A 21109-nucleotide genomic window follows, 5' to 3' on the forward strand; every position below is an offset into this window, starting at 1 on the left:
AAAAGCTGAAAAAGCAGCAGCTGAAGCTAAAGCAAAAGCGGAACAAGCAGCAAAAGCCAAAGCAGCTGCTGAGGCTAAAGCGAAAGCTGTTGCAGAAGCAAAAGCCGCTGCAAAGGCTAAGGCAGATGCGGAAGCAAAAGCACAACGTTTAGCTCAACAGAATGCATTGGATGATTTCCTTAATAATGGTGATATTGGCGGTGGTAGTAGTCGTCAAGGAAGTAACAGTAACCGTAAAGGAGCAGAAGGCTCTAGCGGTGGTAATGGTGCTGGTGAAGGAGATGTTGTTGGAGATCAATATACAGCAATTATTAAGCGTGAAATTCAACGCCGTTGGTTGAAAGATTCAAGTTTTGCCAATAAAGTTTGTACGGTACAAATTGAATTGGCGAGAGATGGAACAATTTTAAATTATCACAAAGTTTCTGGTTCAGATGATATCTGTACATCAGCATTGAGAGCGGTAGCCTTAACGAAGAAAGTGCCGGCGCCACCATCAGATGCCGTGTATAGAAAATATCAAAAGCCGGTAATTGATTTTAAATTGAGATAGGTAATACTTGAGGAAGAGTGGCCTTATGATTAAAAAATTTGTATATAGTTGGATGTTTGCAGTGGTATGCTTGCTAACGCAGTCGACACAGCTATTTGCTGAAGTCAGAATTGTTATTGATGAAGGGGTTGATAGTGCACGCCCAATTGCGGTTGTTCCTTTTAAATGGAATGGTCCCGGTTCAGCACCTGCTGATATTGCAGATATTATCTCTTCAGACTTACGCTTTAGCGGTAAATTCAATCCTATCCCGGTGGACAGAATGCCTCAGCAGCCAACTTCTGCTGGTGAAGTCAATGTTGAAGCTTGGTCAGCATTAGGTATTGATGCTATTGTTGTTGGACAGGTAACACCTGCAGGTGGTGGTTATAATATTTCATACCAGCTTGTTGATACTGTTGGAGCTTCAGGTACACCTGGTGCTGTTCTATCTCAGAATTCTTATACCGTAACCAATCAATGGATTCGTTGGGGAGCACATACTGTCAGTGATCAGGTGTTTGAAAAATTAACCGGTATTAGAGGAGCATTTAGAACGCGCATTGCTTATGTTATCCAAAATAATTCCGGTTCTTACGATTTACAAGTATCTGACTATGACGGTTATAATGCTTTTAATGTATTCCATAGTTCGCAACCTATTATGTCGCCGGCTTGGTCTGCAGATGGTAAAAAATTAGCATATAGCGTATTTGAAAATAAAAAATCTTTATTAGTTTTGCAAGATCTTGCTAGTAAATCCCGTAAAATTATTGCATCATTACCAGGTCATAACGGCGCACCATCATTCTCACCGGATGGCTCTCGTATAGCATTTGCTTCAAATGAGGATGGTGTGTTGAATATTTATGTAATGGGTGTTGGTGGTGGTTCACCTGTAAAATTAACTAGTGGTAGCGGTAATAATACAGAACCAAGCTGGTCTAGTGACGGTTCTTCCATTATCTTTACTTCTGATAGAGGTGGTGCGCCGGCTGTTTATATGATGGGGGCTAATGGTGGTGGTGCATCATTAGTTAGTCCTCCGGGAAATAGCTATAGTGGTGAAATGTCTCCAGATGGTAAAGAAATTGTCATGGTCAATGGTAATAAATTAGTGAAAAAAGATTTAGAAAGTGGAAGTATTATTGCATTAACTTCTACCTTCCTAGATGAAAGCCCAAGCTTTGCACCTAATGGAACTATGGTTATTTATAGTTCTACCCAAGGTGTAAGCAAAGTGCTACAATTAGTGTCCTCAGACGGACGTTTCAAAGCAAGGTTGCCTGGTTCAGGGGGACAAATTAAATTCCCTGCTTGGTCGCCATATTTAACTCAAAATTAAGGAGAATAAAATGAAAAAATTAGCTAAAGTGTTAATGGTTGCAGCACCAGTATTAGCGTTAGCAGCTTGTAGCAGCTCTGATAAAGCAGCTGATCAACAAGGTAAACTTTACGGTAATATGACTGCGCAAGAATTACAACAACGCTACAACACTGTATATTTTGGTTTTGATAAATATGATATCCAACCAGAATATGCTCAATTATTAGATGCTCATGCACAATACTTAACAGATACTTCTTCAAAAGTACAAGTTGAAGGTCATACTGACCCACGTGGTACTCCAGAATATAACATCGCGTTAGGTCAACGTCGTGCTGATGCAGTTAAAAGCTACTTAGAAGGTAAAGGCGTTCAAGGTGGTCAATTATCAACAATCTCTTACGGTGAAGAAAAACCAGCTGTTTTAGGTCATACCGAAGCAGATTATGCTAAAGATCGTCGTGCAGTATTAGCTTACTAATCACGTCTATTAGCAATTCTTTTGGAAAGCCCCTTTTGGGGCTTTCTTTTTGTTTGGAATTTGTAGTGTACCACTACAAGTTTGATGGTAAATGGCGTATTTTGGTAAGGTTTTCCTTCATCATCTAATAGATGAAACTGGATTCGATAGCGTGGTTTTAATTCCCTCGTATTCTCAGGCACTTGCAACTCCTTCTCCTGCATCCCAATATGTACACCATCTAACTAAATCCCTTCTTTATTTATCAAAATAGTGTTTTTGCCAAAATTCAGGAGGATTTTTTCATTGTTCATCGTCAGGTTGGTTTGTTTACCCACTTCACGCTCAATGCGGTCGTGTGCAGCGTTGAAAATCTCTTTAGCTTGGATATCTTTAAGTAAGCTTATGGTTTCAAGATTATTTCACGCCAATACGGTTTTGATGTCATTACCAGTGGTGATTTGAGTGGTTTTCCCACTGATAAAGCTCCAGCGGTAAACCGTCAGGATCTTTAAAAAAAGTGAATTGCTTACCGGTGAGTTCATCAATGCGTACCGGTTCACATTCAACATTGTGTTGATTCAAATATTCAATGGCTTGTTGAAGATCGTCCACTTTAAAAGCAAGATGACGTAACCCACAAGCTTCAGGCGTTGTCGGCCTTGGTGGTGTTATTGGAAAAGAGAATAACTCAATTTGACTGCCATCGCGAAAACGCAAATCCAATTTATAACTCTGTCTTGCTTGGCGATAAGTTTCTGCAATCACTTCAGCACCAAGAATATTGATATAAAAATGTTTGGAAACTTCATAATTGGAAACAATTAAGGCGATATGGTGGAAACCTATTAATGGCGACATTACTCCTCCTGCTGTTCATTGTCACTGAGTCCAAGTGATTTGGAAAACAGCTGTAAACTCTTTGTTTCGCCGGCTTTAACTAATTGCTGCATCACTTGGGTTGGTGTGTGTAATAAACGATTCATTAATTTATAGCTTAATTCTTGCATTACTTTTTCGCTATCAGTGCCTTGTTGTAATGAAGTTAATGCTTTTTCAAGCAGCTCCAAACGAATTTGCTCTGCCTGTTGACGATAATTTTTTATCAGACTTGAAGATTGATGAAGTTTTAGCCAAACAAAGAAATCAGCGCACTCTTCCTGAATAATATTTTCCGCTTCAACGGAAGCTTGTTCCCGTTGTTGCATATTGTGCTGAATAATATTTTGCAGATCGTCAACGCTATAATGATAGACAGATTCAAGCTCACTTACTTTATCTTCAACGTCACGAGGAACAGCAATATCAACAATCAACATTGGATCAAATCGTCGTTGTTTCTGTGCCACTTTGACCATTTCGTGTGTAATGAGGATATTTGGGCTGCCGGTAGAAGTAATCACAATATCAGCAAGATTTAGCCCTTGTTGGAGTTGATCCAGCGATAAAATATCCATTTGCCCGCCAACACGTGCTGCCAATGCTTCTGCGTTAGCAATGGTACGGTTAGCAATCATAATGTGTTTTGCGCCGTGCTGAAACAGATGACGACTGACCAATTCGATAGTTTCACCGGCACCCACTAATAAAATGCGTAAACGTTTAAAAGAATCAAAAATTTGTCGCGCTAAACTACAAGCCGCATAAGCAACAGAAACGGCGCTACCGCCGATTTCGGTTTCAGTTCTCACTCGTTTTGCGGTAGAAAAAGTTTTTTGGAATAGGCGCGAAAGTTCGGTAGAAATGGCAGAATGTTGCTGCTGATAAAAATTCTCGCTGAATTGAAAGGCCTGTTTCACCTGCCCTAAAATTTGCGGCTCGCCAAGGATTAGTGAGTCCAAACCACAGGCAACGCGCATTAAATGTGTGACACATTGTTGGTTTTGTTGGATGTAAATAGAGCGCTGTAATTCTTCTTCAGTGATCCGGTGTAATTGGGCAAACCAGCTTTTGATTTGTCGTAACCATTGTTGATTTTGTTCGTTATCTTCCTGTGGCGAAATATGGCGGTTGTGCAAGTAAATTTCAGTGCGGTTACAGGTGGATACAATAACGGCACTCTCTGCTAATTCGGATTGTAACTGTTGTAATGCAAGTTGACGTTTATCATCATCGAATGAAACTTTTTCACGTAAAGCCACGGTTGCGGTTTTATGGTTAATACCTAATACCAAAATTGCCATAAATCACTCTTTTACTAGCGGAACACCGCTATTCCCACATTTAAAAAAACGAAAAATAAAACAGAAAGATTTTAAATAATCTGCTAACAACTAGCAAATAAAAGCAGGAATTTTTTTGATTTGATAGCAAAAGATACCTAATAGGTATTATCTTGAAAGAGAAGAGATATTGATTAGACGATCAATATCTCCTCTTTTTTTAATGAGCAATTTTTGTGAATTCGTCAAAAAAAGTCGGGAATGTTTTTGCCGTACACTCCGGTTCTAAAATCGTGACCGGTGTGTTAGAAAGTGCGATTAAGGCAAAACACATTGCCATTCGATGATCGTTATAGGTTGCAATTTCTGCGTGTTTAAATTGATCCAAGGCAAGCGGTTGGATACGTAAGAAATCTTCTCCTTCTTCAACTTCAGCACCGACTTTTCTAAGTTCGGTTGCCATTGCGGTTAAACGATCGGTCTCTTTTACACGCCAGTTATAAATGTTACGAATAACGGTTTCACCTTCAGCGAAAAGTGCAGTGGTGGCAATTGTCATCGCTGCATCCGGAATATGATTCATATCCGAATCAATGCCGTGCAATGCATTTTTTTCTATTTCAACATAGTGATCGTGCCAACGTACTTTTGCGCCCATTTTTTCAAGAACATCAATAAATTGAATGTCGCCTTGAATACTCTTTTTACCAATACCATTGACTTTGACCTTGCCTTTTATTGCAGCCGCGGCCAAGAAGTAGGAGGCAGAGGAGGCATCACCTTCAACCATAAAAGAGGATGGTGATTGGTACTGTTGGTTACCCTTCACAAAAAATATCTGGTAGTTATGGTGTTGCACTTGCACCCCGAAAACAGACATCATTTTTAATGTAATATCGATATAAGGTTTGGATACCAGATCGCCTACAATATGAATTTCGCTATCCTGTTTTGCTAGTGGAGCCGCCATTAATAACGCAGTAAGAAATTGAGATGAAATAGCGCCATTGATTTCAACTTTGCCACCGTTTAATCCGTGATTGCGAATAGCAAGCGGCGGATAACCTTCCTGCTCCAAATAGTCTATTTCAGCACCCATTTGTCGCAAAGCATCAACCAAATGTTGAATTGGGCGCTCTTTCATTCTCGGTTCGCCGGTTAAGACAATTTCACTAGGCTTAGCGTTATCAGCGGCTAAACAGAGTGCTGCGGTTAAAGGACGCATTGCTGTGCCGGCATTTCCTAAAAATAAACTCAATCCATTTTGCCATTCAAAAGCACCGGCATTGCCTTGAATTTCACAGACAGTTTTGTCTTCGGATAATTGATATTGAACACCTAATGCTTTTAGTGCATTCAACATATGGCGGACATCATCGCTATCCAAAAGATTAGTGATTGTTGTTGTTCCCTTTGCTAGGGCAGCTAATAATAATGCTCGGTTGGAAAGACTTTTCGAACCGGGTAGTGTAATTTCTCCGTCAATATAAGCGATAGGATTCAATGTAATGGAATTCATAAACAGCAATGTTCCTTTTAATTATCAATTAATTCGCTAAAATCTCAGTTAATGCATCGATAAATGCTTGATTTTCTTCCGGTAAACCAATGCTGATACGCAAGTGATTAGGCATTCCGTAACCGGCAATAGAACGCACAATAATGCCTTTATGTAGCAGCGCATCGTAAATAGGCAAGGCAGGTTGTTTAAAATCAACCGTAATAAAGTTACCTTTGGATGGAATATAATCCAATCCTTGCTTTTCAAAGAAATCCTCGAGCAGTTTCATTCCTTGTCGATTATTTTCAGCCACTTTATTGACGAAATCACCATCATTGATCACGGCAGTAGCTGCGGCTAGAGCAAGACTGTTGCAGTTAAACGGCTGACGAACACGATTAAATAAGCCGGCAATTTCAGGGTTAGAAACAGCATAACCGATACGAAGACCGGCTAAACCGTATGCTTTTGAAAGCGTTCTACACACCACTAAATTGGCATATTTTTTCTGTAATTCGAACGAAGGAACACGTTCGGCAGGATCGGTGAATTCAGTGTAGGCTTCATCGAGTACCACAATAATATGTTCCGGTACTTTTGCTAAAAATTGATCAATTTCCGCCGTTGTAAGGAATGTTCCTGTCGGGTTATTTGGGTTAGCAATATAAATTAATTTAGTTTTGTCAGTAATATGCGCTAAAAATTGAGGCAAATCGTGCCCCCAGTTTTTTGCCGGAATGACGACTGCTTTAGCGTTAAGTGCCTGTGTCACTAAAGGATAAACGATAAAGGCATATTGCGAGAAAATCACCTCGTCCTGTTCACTGACAAAGGTGTGCGCGATTAATTCAATAAGATCGTTTGAACCGTTACCTAATGTAATTTGTGACGGATCAAGACCAAATTTTTTTGCTGCTGCTTGTTTAAAGTAAAAACCGTTGGAATCAGGATAACGTGTAAGTTGGTTGAGCTCATTTAAAATGGCTTGTTTGGCAACATCAGAAAAACCAAAAGGATTTTCGTTGGAAGCCAATTTAATAATATTATGAATGCCTAATTCTCGTTCCAATTCTTCTATTGGTTTTCCTGCTTGATAAGGAGATAACTGTTTAACGCCAGTGTTGGCAACATCTAAGAATTTCATATGATTTCCTGTGATTAATTATTGATTTTCTTTAGCAAATTTTTCCATAAAAGCAATTAAGGCTTCTACGCCGGCAATCGGCATTGCGTTATAAATGGAAGCACGCATACCGCCAAGCACTTTATGACCTTTTAATGCTCTTAAACCGGCAGCATTGGATTCACTGACAAATTTTGCATTTAATTCATCATTATTGGTGGTGAAAGTCACATTCATTAATGAACGATTTTTGGACGCAACTTTATTCTGATAAAAGTTGCTTTGATCAATATAGCGATAGAGCAATTCTGCTTTGGCACGGTTTTTTAACTCAATTTGTTCAATTCCACCATTTGCTAATAAATGTTCAAATACTAATGAACAGAGATACCAAGCAAATGTTGGTGGTGTATTAAACATAGAATCGTGATCGCGCAAAATTTGATAATTCCAAACGGAAGGTGTACTACGACGAGCTTTACCGATAAGATCATCGCGAATAATGATTAATGTGATCCCTGATGGTCCCATATTTTTTTGCGCACCGGCATAGATCATACCGAATTTGCTGATATCAACTTTGCGAGAAAGAATATTTGATGACATATCCGCAATTAATGTGGCATTGCCAACGTTAGGAACATCAAAGATTTCCACTCCACTGATAGTTTCATTCGGGCAGTAATGCACATAATCGTATTGTTCGGCGATATTGCTGAAATCAAGATCAGTCACAGCTGTTTTACCGTTTTCTTCCGTTAAAATATTGATTTCATCTACATTGCCGAATAATTTTGCCTCTTTTGCTGCTGCTGTTGACCAGTGACCACTGGTTAAATAAAGCGCTTTGCCATTTTCAGAAAGTAAATTCATTGGAATCGCCGCAAATTGCCCTCTGGCACCACCTTGAGCAAACAGAATTTGATAATTATCAGGCACATTGAATAGTTTGCGTAAGTCTTCAATAGAACGTTTTGCCAATGCCATAAAATTAGCGCCACGATGGCTAACTTCCATTACTGAAGTGCCGAGAGATTCCCAGTCAAGCAGTTCTGCTTGGGCACATTGTAAAACTTCCTTAGGCATCATTGCCGGACCGGCACTAAAATTAAATACGTCTGTCATATTTATTCACCTTCTTGTTTATTTTATTCATACAAATGTGCTTAGTTTTAACACTAGAAATGTGAATTATCAATCGCTTTCTATCCGGTTTATGAATTATTGAGCAGACGTATTTGATCCAAGTAAGAAAACCATCACATCTTTTTGACGATACCCTAAAAAACCGCTACAGTAGGCACAAAATGTTTTATGTATCAATAAGAGAGTCAACTATGGAAAATGTAAGCAAAAAATGTTTTGAAGATGTGTTGGAGTATGTGCGTATGTATCGTCAAAAGAATAAACTTTTGCGTGATATTGCCGATAATGATCGCAAAATTAGAGATAACCAGAAAAGGGTGTTATTACTTGATAACTTAAATCAATATATCACTGATGATATGTCGGTAGCGGATATCCGTGCCATTATTGCCAATATGCGTGATGATTATGAGTCCCGTGTGGATGACTATATGATTCGTAATGCTGAAGCGTCAAAACAACGCCAAGAAATCAAAAAAGCGATGAAAGAGCAGAGTCGCTTACACGCAGAGATGCTGAAGAAAGATAAAGATAAAGAGTAAGTAGTAAGATAGAAGCTATAGGCTGAAAATACGAAAGAAAAACCTGTCTTGGTTCATCAAAACGCTTTGTTATGCGGAACATAAGACGGGTTTTTTATTTGTTATCTGATAATAGCGTACGTGAAAATAATATTATTGTTAATTAAGAGAAAAGAAGAGAACTTATAGAAATAGGAAAGGTAAAAAGAAAGGGCGTCATAGGCAGATAGGACAAAAGAAAAGGGCTGAAAAAACAGCCCTTTTTTGATCTTGAATTGTACAAAATCGTATTAACGTTTTGAGTATTGTGGACGACGACGTGCTTTGTGAAGACCCACTTTTTTACGTTCAACACGACGAGCATCGCGGGTTACAAATCCTGCAGCACGTAATGCTGGGCGTAATGTTTCATCGTATTCAATTAACGCACGAGTAATACCGTGACGAATTGCACCTGCTTGACCAGAAATACCGCCACCTTTAACAGTGATATAAAGATCGAATTTATCTGCCATATCAACTAATTCTAATGGTTGGCGAACAATCATACGTGATGTTTCACGACCAAAATAAACATCAATTTCACGTTGATTGATAGTAATTTTACCTGTGCCCGGTCTTAAAAATACACGAGCTGAAGAGCTTTTGCGGCGGCCTGTGCCGTAGTTTTGATCTGCCATAGTCTAAACCTCGTGATTAAATATCTAAAACTTGTGGTTGCTGTGCAGCGTGATTATGTTCGCTACCTGCATACACTTTTAATTTACGGTACATATCGCGACCTAAAGGACCTTTAGGTAACATACCTTTAACTGCGATTTCAATCACGCGTTCAGGACGACGAGCAATCATTTCAGCAAAAGTCGCTTGTTTAATACCACCAACATAGCCAGTGTGCCAGTAGTAAAGTTTATCAGTCTTTTTACGACCGGTTACGGCTACTTTTTCTGCATTGATAACGATGATGTAATCACCTGTATCAACGTGTGGAGTATATTCAGCTTTGTGTTTACCACGCAAGCGACGTGCGATTTCTGTAGCTAAACGACCTAAAGTTTTACCTGTCGCATCAACTACATACCAGTCGCGTTTTACTGTTTCTGGTTTTGCTACAAAAGTTTTCATTAATTTCATTACCAAAATAATAATTTAACACCCTGTGCCCAAAAATTTGAACACACCTTTTCGCTTGTCCTCATACCCCTTCGAGTAGATTTTAAGCATAAAAAAATTACACGGCGGGAAAACCAATGTAATTAACAGGGTCGCAAGATTATACAGTAAGCAAAATTAAAAAACTATTTAAATTTTATTTTTTATGGTTTATTTTCGGATTTTCCGCATAATGAAAGCTGACGTGTTAAAGTAATCATCTCTTTGCCATACAAGAAAGGAGTAATAAATAGATGAGTGTTAAAATTTTGCATAACCCACGTTGTTCGAAAAGCAGAGCAACATTGCAATTATTAGAAGAAAAGCAAGTGAAGCCTGAAATAGAGCTTTATTTGCAGCATCATTTTTCATTGCAGGAGCTTGAAGATTTGATGCGTAAATTAGCGATTGATGATCCGAGAAAAATGATGCGTACAAAAGATGAACTGTATAAATCATTAGGTTTGGATCAGCTTGATCCAAATGTGGAAGCGCAACGGCAACAATTATTACAGGCAATTATGGAACATTCCGCTTTGTTGGAACGTCCGATTGTCATAAATGGTAATCAAGCGCGCATCGGTCGTCCACCGGAACAAGTGTTGGAAATTTTATAGTCAACTCGTTAATTTTTTGTCATAATAGCCGCCGCTTTAATCAGCGGCGTTTTTATAATTTTATTATGGAGATATATGATGAATATGAAATATCAGCACCAACGAGGTGAAATTCAAGAGAGTGCAATGAAAGCACTGGTGACGGATAAACTGTTCAGAGCTCGAGTTGAGCGTAACCGTAAAGGCAAAGGCAGTTATCAACGTAAGGCGAAACACGTTAAACGCAATTATGAAAATGCAACGATAAACATTTTATTTTAAAGTCTTTATCGCTGCATTTTTGTTTTGTCTTCCCCTCTTATTTCTTAAAAAAATTTCCATTTTTATAAAAAGAAGCTTTTCTTATACCGATAATGTGAGTATTCTTAGTCGTCCGGCATTTTGTCGGACAAATGAAATATAACAAGTTATGTTTATTTTAAGGTTATACAATATGAAAAAACTTCTTTTAGCTTCTATGCTGATGTCCGGAATGGCATTTGCAGCACCTGTTACTCAAGTTAATCCAAATACAACCACTCACACCTATGAATTTACTAATAGTTACGATCTTGTTGTGCCTAAAGGTGCTCAAGGCGAAACAAATTTGTGGGTTCCATTGCCTTTCGATAGTGATTATCAGACTTTAAAATCCGTTGAATTTGAAGGCAATTATCGCAATGCCTATGTGACGGAAAATAACCAATACGGCGCAAAAACATTGTTTGCAAATTGGGATGAAAAAGCGGATAAACGTCTGCTTAAAGTGAAAATGGTGATCGAAACTAAAGATCGTGAACCGATGGTTACCGGTGCATTGAAAGATTATAAAGTTCCGGAAAAGATTGAATATTCAGTGGATGTTCAACCCTATTTAAAAGCAACATCTCATATCAAAATTGATGGTATTGTTAAAGAATATGCCGATAAAATCGTTGGCAATGAAAAAAATCCATTGAAAAAAGCAGAATTGATTCACGAATGGATCGTTAACAATATGGAACGTGATAATTCTGTTTTAGGCTGTGGTGACGGTGATGTTGAAAAAATCCTAACAACAGGCGTATTAAAAGGTAAATGTACTGATATTAATTCAGTATTTGTTGCGTTGGCTAGAGCTTCCGGTATTCCGGCACGAGAAATTTTCGGTATTCGTTTAGGCGATGCACCGAAAATGTCAAAATATTCTAAAAAAGCTTTTGGCAGTGCTAAAGACGGCGTTGCGAATGAAAATAGCGGTCAACATTGCCGAGCAGAATTTTATTTAGCCGGTTACGGCTGGGTGCCGGTCGATTCTGCTGATGTGGCGAAAATGCGTCTAACTGAGAAAAAATCAGTGCAGGATGCGGATACTCAAGCGGTAGCGAAATATTTATTCGGTAATTGGGAAGCAAACTGGGTCGGCTTTAATCACGCGCGTGATTTTGATCTCTATCCGGCACCTGAATTGAAACCAATTAATAACTTTGGTTATCCGTATGCTGAAGTAGGCGGAGATCCGCTTAACTCTTTTGATGCTAAAGAGTTCGGTTATGAATTTATCTCAAAAGAAATTAAATAATCGTTTCTTTGCAAGTTGTGTCACTGCTGTGGTTGCAGCAGTGACCTCAACGTTATGCTGCATTGCACCCTTGATTTATTTAGTTTTCGGTGTTTCTTCCACGTGGCTAATTGAACTCAATCAATATGATTATTTGCGTATTCCGATGCTGATTATTTCATTGGCAGCATTCGGTTACGGTTTTTGGTTACTGATGTTTTCTAAAAAAATTATCTGTACCAAATATTTATCACGTAAATGGCTAATGATTTTATATTGGTTAGTGTTTGTAATTATTTTATTTTTTCTCACTTATCCGACAGTCTTACCGTGGATTTTAGAAAGGATGGCTTAAAGATGAAAAAATTTTTTGCAGTATGGTTATTTTTAATCTCGTTATGTGGTTACAGTTATGCAGACGAACAGTCGGTAACAAATAATCAAAGAGAACTGACCATGCAAGTTGATGAGATGAATTGTCAGTTGTGTGTCTATTTGGTGAATAAAGAGTTGCGATCAATTGATGGGGTTTTGAAAACTAAAGCAGATATGAATGCACATACGGTGAAAGTGATTACAACGGATAAAGTCAGCAATGAGCAGTTGATTAAAGCAATGGAGAAGTTACGATATCACGCAAAAGTGCTGTAGTTATTGAGAAAAATGGGCAAACAGCCCATTTTTTGCTTAATAAACAGGGAGTTTTAATTCCCTAAACTGCATTGACATTCCATCAATCATCAATAATCTGCCACATAAAATATCTCCAATGTTTAGAAGCACTTTAATTGCTTCTAACGCCTGAATAGAGCCGACAATGCCGACAATCGGTGATAAGACGCCGGCTTCAACACAGCTTAAAACATTCTCACCGAATAATTGACTTAAATTGCGATAGTTCGGTGTGTCGGGTTGATAAGTAAAAACAGTAATTTGCCCTTCCATTCTGATTGCTGCACCGGAAACAAGCGGTTTTTTTAGTTGTTGACAAACCTGATCAAGCTGATTGCGACTTTCGACATTGTCAGTACAATCTAATACGACATCAACAGTAGCAATTAATTTTTCCAACTGTTGCGAGGTCAGTTTCTGATTAATGGTATTAATTTTGATAAGAGGATTAATTTGCGAAAGTGCCACTTTAGCTGACTCAACTTTCGGTATATCAATACGCTGATCGGTATGCAAAATCTGACGCTGTAAATTAGATAACGATACCTTATCAAAATCCAACAATGTTAACTCGCCGACACCAGCAGCAGCAAGATATTGTGCGGCAGCACAACCCAAACCACCCAGCCCGACAATCAGCATTTTACCTGCTTTTAATGTTTCCTGACCGTCTAAATCAATTGCTTTCATCACAATTTGCCGGTTATAACGCAACATTTCGTAATTGGTTAATTCAATTTTCATTTTATCTATTAATTAATTAAAAAATTAAAAGGCTCTATCATTACTGATTCTCCTGTAGCTACATTGCCTCGCTCCTGCTCCAACACAATAAAACAATTGCTTTGGACAAAAGAACTGAACATATGTGAACCTTGGAAACGGACGGGAGAAACTTCAAGTTGTCCCTGTTCATTGATGTGATAGAAACCGCGTTGAAAGTCTAAGCGACCTATACTTTTTTTCAATGGTTGTGCTGCAATTGCTGGTAATTTTTGTGGTGCCTTCCATTGGCTAAACCCACTTAATTTGGCAATTGCCGGTTGCACTAATTGATAAAAGGTGACAAACGCTGAAACTGGATTGCCAGGTAATCCAAAGAACCAAGCATTTTCTAATTTGCCGAAAGCAAAAGGTTTACCCGGTTTAATGGCTAATTTCCAAAAATTAATATTGCCTAAACGTTCAAGCACATTTTTGGTGAAATCTGCTTCTCCAACAGAAACGCCACCGCTGGTAATGATCAGATCAGCCTGATGCTGAGCATCACGGAATGCTTGCTCAAATTGCTGTTCATTGTCAGGTAAAATACCGAAATCCAGTATTTCACAATTTAAACGTTGCAACATTAATTTAACTGCAAAACGGTTGGTATCATAAATTTGCCCGTCTTGTAATGGTTGACCGACTGGAACTAATTCATCACCAGTGGAAATAATAGCCACTTTGATTCGGGGAAAAACCTTTATCTTTTCAATACCTAATGAAGCGAGTAGTGGCAAGGATACTGATGTTAATTTTGCACCTTGAGATAGAACCTCTTCACCCTGTTTGACATCATCACCAATACGGCGAATATTCTCACCCAATTTAGGAAGTTGTAGGAAAGTAACGCTACCGTCAGCATTGACGATAGCTTTTTCTTGCATTATCACCGCATCGGTTCCTTCAGGGATCATTGCACCAGTCATAATTCTTACTGTGCTGCCTTCCACCCATTCTCCATTAAAAGGTTGTCCCGCAAAAGCTTTACCGGCAACCGTTAGTGTCATTGATTTTTCCAAATCAGCTATTCTAACGGCGTAACCGTCCATTGCAGAATTATCGAAAGCCGGCACATTGATTGGTGAAATAACGGCTTCGGCACAAATACGTTGATCTGCCTGATCAAGAGAAATAGTTTCACAGTGTGTTTTATTTGGAGCTGGAAGTTGTTGTAAAAGTGAGTCTAATGCTTGTTCAAAGGTTAATAATTCAGCCATAAATTTATCCTTATAAATAGTGATAGTGCATTGTAGCGTAACTTAGTTTGTTTGTTTAGGTTAAGTTGATAAGCCTTTATGGGTATAATTTGTGGTAAATTATAAATTTGTAAATAGATTCCATTTCTCTATTGCAATCGTTTATTGTTGTGGGATGATGTAGCTTCAATTTGATTTAGGAGGTGTTATGTATTTAGAGAGTATTCCAATTGGAACAATTTTTTTCATTATTTTAGTGATTGTTGTTTTGGTTTCAGCGGTAAAGACCGTGCCACAAGGGTATCATTGGACTATTGAACGATTCGGACGTTATACCAGAACATTAACGCCGGGATTGAATATTATTGTTCCGTTTATTGATCGTATTGGTCGTAAAATTAATATGATGGAACAGGTGTTGGACATTCCATCACAAGAGGTAATTTCCAAAGATAATGCAAATGTATCGATTGATGCAGTCTGTTTTGTGCAGGTGATTGATGCTCGTAATGCTGCTTATGAAGTTAATCATTTGGAACAGGCAATAATTAATTTAACTTTGACTAATATTCGTACTGTGCTGGGATCAATGGAGTTGGATGAAATGTTATCGCAGCGTGATGCAATAAATAGTCGATTATTGGCAATTGTAGATGAAGCAACCAATCCGTGGGGTGTGAAAGTAACAAGAATTGAAATTAGGGATGTTCGTCCACCAAAAGAGTTGATTAATTCAATGAATGCGCAAATGAAAGCGGAGCGTAATAAGCGAGCTGAAATTCTTGAAGCTGAAGGAGTGCGTCAAGCTGCAATTCTTCGTGCGGAAGGTGAAAAACAGGCACAGATCTTGCAATCTGAAGCAGAAAAACAGTCCAGAATTTTGCAAGCAGAGGGAGAACGGCAGGAAGCTTTTTTACGTGCCGAAGCACGTGAACGTGAAGCGGAAGCAGAGGCAAAAGCAACACAAATGGTGTCTGAGGCTATTGCAGCTGGTAATATTCAAGCGGTTAATTATTTTGTTGCTCAAAAGTATACTGAAGCTTTACAACAAATTGGACAAGCGGAGAATAGCAAAGTGGTATTGATGCCGTTGGAAGCGAGCAATTTAATGGGATCAATTGCTGGTATCAATGAATTGTTAAAACAATCGGGAACACAAAAATGATGGAATGGTTAGCGCAATGGGGAGCAATTCATTGGTTGGTACTCGGGTTTGTGCTTTTAATTTTGGAAATTGTTGTCCCTGGAATTTTCTTTTTATGGTGGGGAATCGCGGCATTAGTGTTGGCAATATTGAGTTATTTTTTTCTGCTTTCATTAGTGATTGGGGGAATATTGTTTGCGGCGATAGCAGTGCTTGCTAGTTTGTGTTGGTGGAAAATTCAGAGTAAACGTAATCAGCAGGATATTGCTGCCGAAATGTTGAATCAACGAGGTTTGGCAATGTTGGGGCAACAAGGTGTAATTACCGAAGTTTTTACAGATCATATTGCTCGTGCCAAGTTTGGTGACGGTAGTTGGCGTGTTGAAGGTAATCAATTACATCAAGGTGATGTTGTAGAAGTAGTATCAATAAAGGGGATTACTTTGGTTGTGAAAGTAATAAAAAATTAAGTAAAAAAACGGCGATAGAAATATCGCCGTTAAATTTTTAAAGAGGAAAAAAATTATAAACTTTCAGTGAAAGTACGGGTAATTACATCGCGTTGTTGTTCCGGAGTTAATGAATTAAAACGCACAGCATAACCAGAAACACGAATAGTTAATTGTGGATATTTTTCTGGATGTTTTACTGCATCTTCCAAAGTTTCGCGACGTAAAACGTTAACGTTTAAATGTTGACCACCTTCTACTTTTACAGTTGGCGCAACATCAACTGGCAATTCACGATATTCAATTTTTCCTAAATCATTGATTGCAACGATTTGGTCTTCAACGTAATCGCCTTTTGCACATAGACAGCGTGCTTCACCTTTCTCATTATCTAATAACCAGAAAGAGTTAATTAAATTGTCATTTGCAGCTTGTGTAATTTGAATACCTTTAATCATAATAGCCTCCAAAAGCCTAGGTTTAAAATTAATGAATTGAGTGAATTTTATCAAAATATTTTATATTTTCAAATTAAATTGCAATAAATCATTTTATTGATTAATAAAAAGTTTTTGTCTGATTTTAAATTTGATTTTAATCAACAATTGTTTAACTTGAAGTCTGTATTAAATATTTGTTTTTACCTTTTAATAATGAAGTTGTAACAATTTGTGATGTATTTTTTATTGGCGATTTTGTTATAAGATTTTTATAATTGCCTTTTCAAATGCGATAAGTGATAAAAAGGATAACGAGATGAGAACGTGGAAAGATATGATAGGCAGCGAAAAAGCGCAACCTTATTTCCAACATATTTTGCAACAGGTTCAGCAACAAAGAGATTCAGGGAAAATAATTTATCCACCAAAAAAAGATGTATTTAATGCATTTCGTTACACTGAGTTTGATCAGGTAAAAGTGGTGATTTTAGGGCAAGATCCTTATCACGGTCCTAATCAAGCTCACGGTTTAGCTTTTTCAGTACGTCCAAATGTGCAGATACCGCCTTCATTGCAGAATATTTATAAAGAGTTATCGCAAGATATTACTGGATTCCACATTCCAAACCACGGGTATTTGGTTACTTGGGCACAACAAGGCGTGTTGTTATTAAATACCGTATTAACCGTGGAACAGGGAAAGGCACATTCACACGCTAATTTTGGTTGGGAAACGTTCACAGATCACGTTATTGCTACTTTAAACCAGCATACGCAAGGATTGGTTTTTTTATTATGGGGGAGTCACGCTCAGAAAAAAGGGCAATTTATTGATCGACAAAAACATTGCGTTTTGACGGCTCCACATCCATCGCCACTTTCTGCTCATCGAGGTTTCTTAGGTTGTCACCACTTTTCAAGTACCAACCAGTATTTAATACAACAGGGTAAAACACCGATTGATTGGTCATTACCCAATTTATAATTAAAAGGAAAAATATGTTAGCTATTATTTCACCTGCAAAAACATTGGATTTTTCAACACCGAGTCTGATTTCAAGTTATACACAACCAGATTTAACACAATATAGTCAGCAATTAATTGAAATTTGTCGCCGATTAACACCGGCAGAAATTGCTTCATTAATGAAAATTAGCGATAAATTGGCAGGATTAAATGCTGCTCGTTTTGCTGAGTGGGTGCTACAACATCATACGGAAAATAGTAAAGCAGCAATTTATGCTTTCAAAGGTGATGTTTATACTGGATTAGAGGCGGAAACATTATCAGCAGAGGATATTCAGTTTGCACAATCACATTTAAGAATGTTGTCAGGATTGTATGGATTATTAAAGCCGTTGGATTTAATGCAACCTTATCGTTTAGAAATGGGAACAAAGTTGAAAAATGAAAGAGGAAATGATCTGTATCATTTTTGGGGAAATGTGATCACCGATCAGTTACAGCAAGCATTGGATCAGCAAGGTGATAATATATTAGTGAATTTGGCATCTGATGAATATTTTAAAGTGGTCAATACACAGCGGTTACAGGCAACAATTATAAAGCCTATTTTTATGGATCGTAAAAACGGAACTTATAAAGTGATTAGTTTTTATGCTAAGAAAGCTAGAGGATTAATGAGTCGCTATCTGTTACAACAACGATTAACCGAAATTGAACAGTTAAAAACATTTGATTTAGGCGGATATTGGTTTGATGAAAATCTATCTACAACAACGGAATTAATCTTTAAACGGGAGTTAAATGATGATTAAACGGAGCTATTGGTTGGGTTTATTGCTTTTATCTGGCTGTGTTAGTCAACCGATGATGCAACAGAAAGTGACTGTACCGAATAAAATTGAGTTTGAACAACAGTACTATCAATTGAGTAAAACTGATGATCTTGGTTCAGTGGTGAAATATACCTATGAATTAATAAATAAAGATCAACAGAAACATTTAGAAATTTTTCAAGATTTACAACAGAATTTTGTGAAAACGGATGCGAAATATCAGCAACGTATTCAATTACGCGAAAGAATGTTCCGTAACACAGGTGTTGATGTTTATAACAATAAATTAGAACAAGGAAAATTATATAGCTATGTGGTTTATCCGCCAGATGAGCAGTTTATTGACTATCAAGTGGATGTCGCAAAAGGTGAAAATTTGGCGAAATGTGGTTTTGTTCAATTTCAATATACGCAACAGTTTGCCCCAATTAAGAGTAGCCAAACGGCTATTTTGAAAAATTTGCAACAACAAGTGGCGGAACCAATGGTGCAAAAATTAGCAAAGTTTGCATTCCCTTGGAGTTGTGATGAAAGATAGATATTCGATTTATGTAAAAAGAGCAGCGTGTTTAGCGATTTTTACTGCCTTTTTTTTGGTATCAATTAAAGCTATTGCTTGGTGGAAAACCGGTTCAGTCAGTATTTTAGCGGCAATTACGGATTCACTTTTGGATCTGTTAGCTTCTTTTACGAATATGTTGATTCTTCGCTTTGCATTAATGCCGGCGGATGATAATCACTCATTCGGTCACGGTAAAGCAGAATCACTGGCGTCATTGGCGCAGGGGATGTTTATTTGCGGATCGGTCGTCTTTCTATTTTTGCAAGGCATTCAACGTCTTCATTCGCCTGAAATTACTGATCATAATATTTGGGGGATCGCCGTTACCATTGTTTCAGTAATAATGACAGCCATTTTGGTGAGCTTTCAAAAATATACGATAAAACGCACGGATAGCCCGGCGATTAAGGCGGACAGTTTGCACTATCAGACTGATTTATTTATGAATTTAGGTATTTTGATTGCGTTGGTGATCAGTTATTACGGTTTTGTAATGGCAGATGCGATTTGTGCCTTAATTATCGCTGTTTATATTTTAATTAATGCATTAAAAATGGTATCGGAATCAGTGCAAATGTTATTGGATGTGGCTTTGCCGGAAGAGGAGATCTCAGAGATTAAAAAAATTGCGAAACGAAATCCGAAAGTACTTGGAGTTCACGATATAAAAACACGCCGTGCTGGGGCAGTGCGTTTTATTCAGTTGCATTTAGAGTTGGAGGATAATCTCCCTTTGATGATGGCTCACGCTATTACCGAAGAATTGGAACAGGAATTGCGACAGGCTTTCCCAAATTCCGACATAATGATTCATCAAGAGCCAACCACAGTGGTAAAACAAGAAATAGCTCAAACGACAACATAATGACGAATTAGATCAAAAATTACCGCACTAATCGAAAATTTTGCTAGAGCGAGCTTGTTGAATGGTGTAATCTTAGCGCGGTTTTTGATTTATTTTTTTCGATAAAATATTTCCTAATGAGGACAACATATGATTAAGAAAATTGCCGTATTAACAAGTGGTGGCGATGCGCCTGGAATGAATGCCGCAATTCGTGGCGTAGTTCGTGCGACTCTATACGAAGGATTGGAAGTTTATGGGGTTTATGACGGATACCAAGGATTATATTTTAATAAAATTAAAAAATTGGAACGTTTTAGTGTTTCTGATGTGATTAATCGTGGCGGTACATTCTTGGGTTCAGCACGTTTCCCAGAATTTAAAGATCCTTCAGTACGTGCAAAATGTGTTGAAAATTTGCGTTTTCACGGTATTGATGCTCTTGTTGTTATAGGTGGTGATGGTTCCTATATGGGAGCAAAATTATTAACTGAGGAACACGATTTTCCTTGTATCGGCTTGCCTGGCACAATTGATAATGATGTCGCCGGTACTGATTATACTATCGGTTATCAAACAGCATTAGAAACTGCATTGGATGCGATTGACCGTTTACGTGATACTTCAAGCTCTCACCAACGTATCTCTATCGTGGAAATTATGGGACGTCATTGTGGTGATTTAACTTTGGCAGCAGCGATTGCCGGAGGTTGCGAATTTATCGTGATTCCGGAACGCCCTTTTGAACGTGAAGCATTAATTCGTAAAGTAGAATATGGTATTGAAAAGGGTAAACGCCACGCCATTATTGCGATTACTGAACATATGTGTGACGTTAACGAGTTAGCGAAAGAGATCGAAGAACGTGTCCATCACGAAACTCGTGCGACAGTATTGGGACATATTCAACGTGGTGGGGCGCCTTGTGCCTTTGACCGTATTTTGGCTTCCAGAATGGGAGTTTATGCGGTTGAATTATTATTGCAAGGTGAAAAAGGTCGTTGTGTCGGTATCCAAAATGAACAACTCGTTCATCATGATATTATTGATGCTATTCAAAATATGAAGCGTAGTTTTAAAGAAGATTGGTTCAATACATCAAGAAAACTTTATTAAGTTACCAGCATTCAAGAAAAACGCATATTGACAACAATATGCGTTTTTTGTTCTATGCCGT

27 protein-coding genes are annotated in these 21109 nt (G+C 38.0%); 16 read left to right on the forward strand and 11 right to left on the reverse strand.

The genetic code is table 11. The features are described from left to right. From tolA to pal, 3 genes are all read left to right on the forward strand, one after another. Positions 1–553: cell envelope integrity protein TolA (gene tolA, locus QV04_RS08545; RefSeq protein ID WP_065233394.1), on the forward strand; the 553-nt coding region annotated here is incomplete at its 5' end. Positions 554–605: 52 nt separating this feature from the next. Continuing rightward, positions 606–1877: a Tol-Pal system beta propeller repeat protein TolB gene (gene tolB / locus QV04_RS08550; protein ID WP_039174213.1), complete on the forward strand. Its 1272-nt coding sequence runs from the start codon at positions 606–608 to the stop codon at positions 1875–1877. A gap of 10 nt (positions 1878–1887) precedes the next feature. After that, positions 1888–2340, forward strand: coding sequence for a peptidoglycan-associated lipoprotein Pal (gene pal / locus QV04_RS08555; RefSeq protein ID WP_013746819.1), 453 nt, complete (start codon positions 1888–1890; stop codon positions 2338–2340). Here pal and QV04_RS11670 read toward each other — a convergent pair. The 6 genes from QV04_RS11670 to serC form a co-directional block, all read right to left on the reverse strand. After that, positions 2337–2522: a hypothetical protein gene (locus tag QV04_RS11670; RefSeq protein ID WP_156539670.1), complete on the reverse strand. Its 186-nt coding sequence runs from the start codon at positions 2520–2522 to the stop codon at positions 2337–2339. The genes pal and QV04_RS11670 overlap by 4 nt on opposite strands. A gap of 244 nt (positions 2523–2766) precedes the next feature. Continuing rightward, positions 2767–3180, reverse strand: a complete 414-nt coding sequence (locus QV04_RS08565; RefSeq protein ID WP_039174207.1) for a VOC family protein — start codon at positions 3178–3180, stop codon at positions 2767–2769. After that, positions 3180–4502, reverse strand: coding sequence for a glutamyl-tRNA reductase (gene hemA, locus QV04_RS08570; protein ID WP_039083545.1), 1323 nt, complete (start codon positions 4500–4502; stop codon positions 3180–3182). The genes QV04_RS08565 and hemA overlap by 1 nt, the downstream gene beginning before the upstream one ends. 199 nt (positions 4503–4701) lie before the next feature. Next, on the reverse strand, positions 4702–6000 hold the full coding sequence (gene aroA, locus QV04_RS08575) for a 3-phosphoshikimate 1-carboxyvinyltransferase (RefSeq protein WP_065230489.1): 1299 nt from the start codon (positions 5998–6000) through the stop codon (positions 4702–4704). A 28-nt stretch (positions 6001–6028) separates the two neighbouring features. After that, on the reverse strand, positions 6029–7126 hold the full coding sequence (gene hisC / locus QV04_RS08580; protein ID WP_065230488.1) for a histidinol-phosphate transaminase: 1098 nt from the start codon (positions 7124–7126) through the stop codon (positions 6029–6031). A gap of 18 nt (positions 7127–7144) precedes the next feature. Next, positions 7145–8230, reverse strand: coding sequence for a 3-phosphoserine/phosphohydroxythreonine transaminase (gene serC, locus QV04_RS08585; RefSeq protein ID WP_065230487.1), 1086 nt, complete (start codon positions 8228–8230; stop codon positions 7145–7147). Between the two features lie 212 nt (positions 8231–8442). On the opposite strand from serC, the gene QV04_RS08590 reads away from it, so the two are divergent. After that, a complete protein-coding gene (locus tag QV04_RS08590) occupies positions 8443–8793 on the forward strand; it encodes a DUF496 family protein (protein ID WP_065230486.1) in 351 nt (116 codons plus the stop codon). Between the two features lie 269 nt (positions 8794–9062). Here the strand turns inward: QV04_RS08590 and rpsI are convergent, their stop codons facing one another. Together rpsI and rplM are read right to left on the reverse strand one after the other, a co-directional pair. Further along, positions 9063–9452: a 30S ribosomal protein S9 gene (gene rpsI / locus QV04_RS08595; protein ID WP_013746828.1), complete on the reverse strand. Its 390-nt coding sequence runs from the start codon at positions 9450–9452 to the stop codon at positions 9063–9065. A 16-nt stretch (positions 9453–9468) separates the two neighbouring features. Next, positions 9469–9897, reverse strand: coding sequence for a 50S ribosomal protein L13 (rplM, locus tag QV04_RS08600; protein ID WP_026211022.1), 429 nt, complete (start codon positions 9895–9897; stop codon positions 9469–9471). Positions 9898–10178: 281 nt separating this feature from the next. On the opposite strand from rplM, the gene arsC reads away from it, so the two are divergent. From arsC to QV04_RS08625, 5 genes are all read left to right on the forward strand, one after another. Further along, positions 10179–10541 (forward strand): arsenate reductase (glutaredoxin), encoded by a 363-nt coding sequence (gene arsC / locus QV04_RS08605; RefSeq protein ID WP_065230485.1) that lies wholly within the window; start codon positions 10179–10181, stop codon positions 10539–10541. 75 nt (positions 10542–10616) lie between these two features. Next, positions 10617–10802, forward strand: coding sequence for an alternative ribosome-rescue factor A (locus tag QV04_RS08610; RefSeq protein WP_230587007.1), 186 nt, complete (start codon positions 10617–10619; stop codon positions 10800–10802). Between the two features lie 172 nt (positions 10803–10974). After that, positions 10975–12081 carry a transglutaminase domain-containing protein gene (locus QV04_RS08615; RefSeq protein ID WP_039096746.1) on the forward strand — a complete coding sequence of 369 codons (1107 nt, stop codon included), beginning with the start codon at positions 10975–10977 and terminating at the stop codon, positions 12079–12081. After that, entirely contained in the window at positions 12053–12415 is a 363-nt protein-coding gene (locus QV04_RS08620) for a mercuric transporter MerT family protein (protein WP_013746833.1), read from the forward strand. The genes QV04_RS08615 and QV04_RS08620 overlap by 29 nt, the downstream gene beginning before the upstream one ends. Before the next feature lie 2 nt (positions 12416–12417). Next, positions 12418–12711, forward strand: coding sequence for a heavy-metal-associated domain-containing protein (locus QV04_RS08625; protein ID WP_065230484.1), 294 nt, complete (start codon positions 12418–12420; stop codon positions 12709–12711). 36 nt (positions 12712–12747) lie between these two features. Here QV04_RS08625 and moeB read toward each other — a convergent pair whose 3' ends face one another. Together moeB and moeA are read right to left on the reverse strand one after the other, a co-directional pair. Next, on the reverse strand, positions 12748–13476 hold the full coding sequence (gene moeB, locus QV04_RS08630) for a molybdopterin-synthase adenylyltransferase MoeB (protein WP_065230483.1): 729 nt from the start codon (positions 13474–13476) through the stop codon (positions 12748–12750). A gap of 8 nt (positions 13477–13484) precedes the next feature. Then, positions 13485–14714, reverse strand: coding sequence for a molybdopterin molybdotransferase MoeA (gene moeA, locus QV04_RS08635; protein WP_065230482.1), 1230 nt, complete (start codon positions 14712–14714; stop codon positions 13485–13487). A 187-nt stretch (positions 14715–14901) separates the two neighbouring features. Between moeA and QV04_RS08640 the strand changes: the two genes are divergently transcribed. Together QV04_RS08640 and QV04_RS08645 are read left to right on the forward strand one after the other, a co-directional pair. After that, positions 14902–15858 carry an SPFH domain-containing protein gene (locus QV04_RS08640; RefSeq protein WP_018346390.1) on the forward strand — a complete coding sequence of 319 codons (957 nt, stop codon included), beginning with the start codon at positions 14902–14904 and terminating at the stop codon, positions 15856–15858. Continuing rightward, positions 15855–16307: an NfeD family protein gene (locus QV04_RS08645; protein ID WP_052119434.1), complete on the forward strand. Its 453-nt coding sequence runs from the start codon at positions 15855–15857 to the stop codon at positions 16305–16307. The genes QV04_RS08640 and QV04_RS08645 overlap by 4 nt, the downstream gene beginning before the upstream one ends. A gap of 53 nt (positions 16308–16360) precedes the next feature. On the opposite strand, the gene grcA is transcribed toward QV04_RS08645, so the two are convergent. Continuing rightward, positions 16361–16744 carry an autonomous glycyl radical cofactor GrcA gene (grcA, locus tag QV04_RS08650; RefSeq protein WP_039136361.1) on the reverse strand — a complete coding sequence of 128 codons (384 nt, stop codon included), beginning with the start codon at positions 16742–16744 and terminating at the stop codon, positions 16361–16363. Positions 16745–17042: 298 nt separating this feature from the next. On the opposite strand from grcA, the gene ung reads away from it, so the two are divergent. The 5 genes from ung to pfkA all read left to right on the forward strand — a co-directional run bounded on the left by ung (position 17043) and on the right by pfkA (position 21048). Next, on the forward strand, positions 17043–17711 hold the full coding sequence (ung, locus tag QV04_RS08655) for a uracil-DNA glycosylase (protein WP_065230481.1): 669 nt from the start codon (positions 17043–17045) through the stop codon (positions 17709–17711). A gap of 14 nt (positions 17712–17725) precedes the next feature. Continuing rightward, a complete protein-coding gene (gene yaaA / locus QV04_RS08660) occupies positions 17726–18505 on the forward strand; it encodes a peroxide stress protein YaaA (RefSeq protein WP_065230480.1) in 780 nt (259 codons plus the stop codon). Next, positions 18495–19064 (forward strand): hypothetical protein, encoded by a 570-nt coding sequence (locus QV04_RS08665; protein ID WP_231924133.1) that lies wholly within the window; start codon positions 18495–18497, stop codon positions 19062–19064. The genes yaaA and QV04_RS08665 overlap by 11 nt, the downstream gene beginning before the upstream one ends. Further along, positions 19054–19953 (forward strand): cation diffusion facilitator family transporter, encoded by a 900-nt coding sequence (locus QV04_RS08670; RefSeq protein ID WP_065230478.1) that lies wholly within the window; start codon positions 19054–19056, stop codon positions 19951–19953. The genes QV04_RS08665 and QV04_RS08670 overlap by 11 nt, the downstream gene beginning before the upstream one ends. Positions 19954–20082: 129 nt before the next feature. Beyond that, entirely contained in the window at positions 20083–21048 is a 966-nt protein-coding gene (gene pfkA, locus QV04_RS08675) for a 6-phosphofructokinase (protein ID WP_039092036.1), read from the forward strand. Positions 21049–21109: the final 61 nt, after the last annotated feature.

The sequence above is a fragment of the Gallibacterium genomosp. 1 genome (assembly GCF_001678575.1).
Lineage (GTDB): Bacteria > Pseudomonadota > Gammaproteobacteria > Enterobacterales > Pasteurellaceae > Gallibacterium.

Coding starts and splice junctions, on each gene's coding strand:
- QV04_RS08610 (WP_230587007.1), top strand. CDS start 10,617: ATGATGAATATGAAATATCAGCACCAACGAGGTGAAATTCAAGAGAGT.
- QV04_RS08670 (WP_065230478.1), top strand. CDS start 19,054: ATGAAAGATAGATATTCGATTTATGTAAAAAGAGCAGCGTGTTTAGCG.
- pfkA (WP_039092036.1), top strand. CDS start 20,083: ATGATTAAGAAAATTGCCGTATTAACAAGTGGTGGCGATGCGCCTGGA.
- QV04_RS08645 (WP_052119434.1), top strand. CDS start 15,855: ATGATGGAATGGTTAGCGCAATGGGGAGCAATTCATTGGTTGGTACTC.
- QV04_RS08590 (WP_065230486.1), top strand. CDS start 8,443: ATGGAAAATGTAAGCAAAAAATGTTTTGAAGATGTGTTGGAGTATGTG.
- hisC (WP_065230488.1), bottom strand. CDS start 7,126: ATGAAATTCTTAGATGTTGCCAACACTGGCGTTAAACAGTTATCTCCT.
- QV04_RS08625 (WP_065230484.1), top strand. CDS start 12,418: ATGAAAAAATTTTTTGCAGTATGGTTATTTTTAATCTCGTTATGTGGT.
- yaaA (WP_065230480.1), top strand. CDS start 17,726: ATGTTAGCTATTATTTCACCTGCAAAAACATTGGATTTTTCAACACCG.
- rpsI (WP_013746828.1), bottom strand. CDS start 9,452: ATGGCAGATCAAAACTACGGCACAGGCCGCCGCAAAAGCTCTTCAGCT.
- rplM (WP_026211022.1), bottom strand. CDS start 9,897: ATGAAAACTTTTGTAGCAAAACCAGAAACAGTAAAACGCGACTGGTAT.
- ung (WP_065230481.1), top strand. CDS start 17,043: ATGAGAACGTGGAAAGATATGATAGGCAGCGAAAAAGCGCAACCTTAT.
- moeB (WP_065230483.1), bottom strand. CDS start 13,476: ATGAAAATTGAATTAACCAATTACGAAATGTTGCGTTATAACCGGCAA.
- pal (WP_013746819.1), top strand. CDS start 1,888: ATGAAAAAATTAGCTAAAGTGTTAATGGTTGCAGCACCAGTATTAGCG.
- serC (WP_065230487.1), bottom strand. CDS start 8,230: ATGACAGACGTATTTAATTTTAGTGCCGGTCCGGCAATGATGCCTAAG.
- moeA (WP_065230482.1), bottom strand. CDS start 14,714: ATGGCTGAATTATTAACCTTTGAACAAGCATTAGACTCACTTTTACAA.
- hemA (WP_039083545.1), bottom strand. CDS start 4,502: ATGGCAATTTTGGTATTAGGTATTAACCATAAAACCGCAACCGTGGCT.
- QV04_RS08640 (WP_018346390.1), top strand. CDS start 14,902: ATGTATTTAGAGAGTATTCCAATTGGAACAATTTTTTTCATTATTTTA.
- grcA (WP_039136361.1), bottom strand. CDS start 16,744: ATGATTAAAGGTATTCAAATTACACAAGCTGCAAATGACAATTTAATT.
- QV04_RS08620 (WP_013746833.1), top strand. CDS start 12,053: ATGAATTTATCTCAAAAGAAATTAAATAATCGTTTCTTTGCAAGTTGT.
- QV04_RS08665 (WP_231924133.1), top strand. CDS start 18,495: ATGATGATTAAACGGAGCTATTGGTTGGGTTTATTGCTTTTATCTGGC.
- QV04_RS08615 (WP_039096746.1), top strand. CDS start 10,975: ATGAAAAAACTTCTTTTAGCTTCTATGCTGATGTCCGGAATGGCATTT.
- arsC (WP_065230485.1), top strand. CDS start 10,179: ATGAGTGTTAAAATTTTGCATAACCCACGTTGTTCGAAAAGCAGAGCA.
- QV04_RS08565 (WP_039174207.1), bottom strand. CDS start 3,180: ATGTCGCCATTAATAGGTTTCCACCATATCGCCTTAATTGTTTCCAAT.
- aroA (WP_065230489.1), bottom strand. CDS start 6,000: ATGAATTCCATTACATTGAATCCTATCGCTTATATTGACGGAGAAATT.
- tolB (WP_039174213.1), top strand. CDS start 606: ATGTTTGCAGTGGTATGCTTGCTAACGCAGTCGACACAGCTATTTGCT.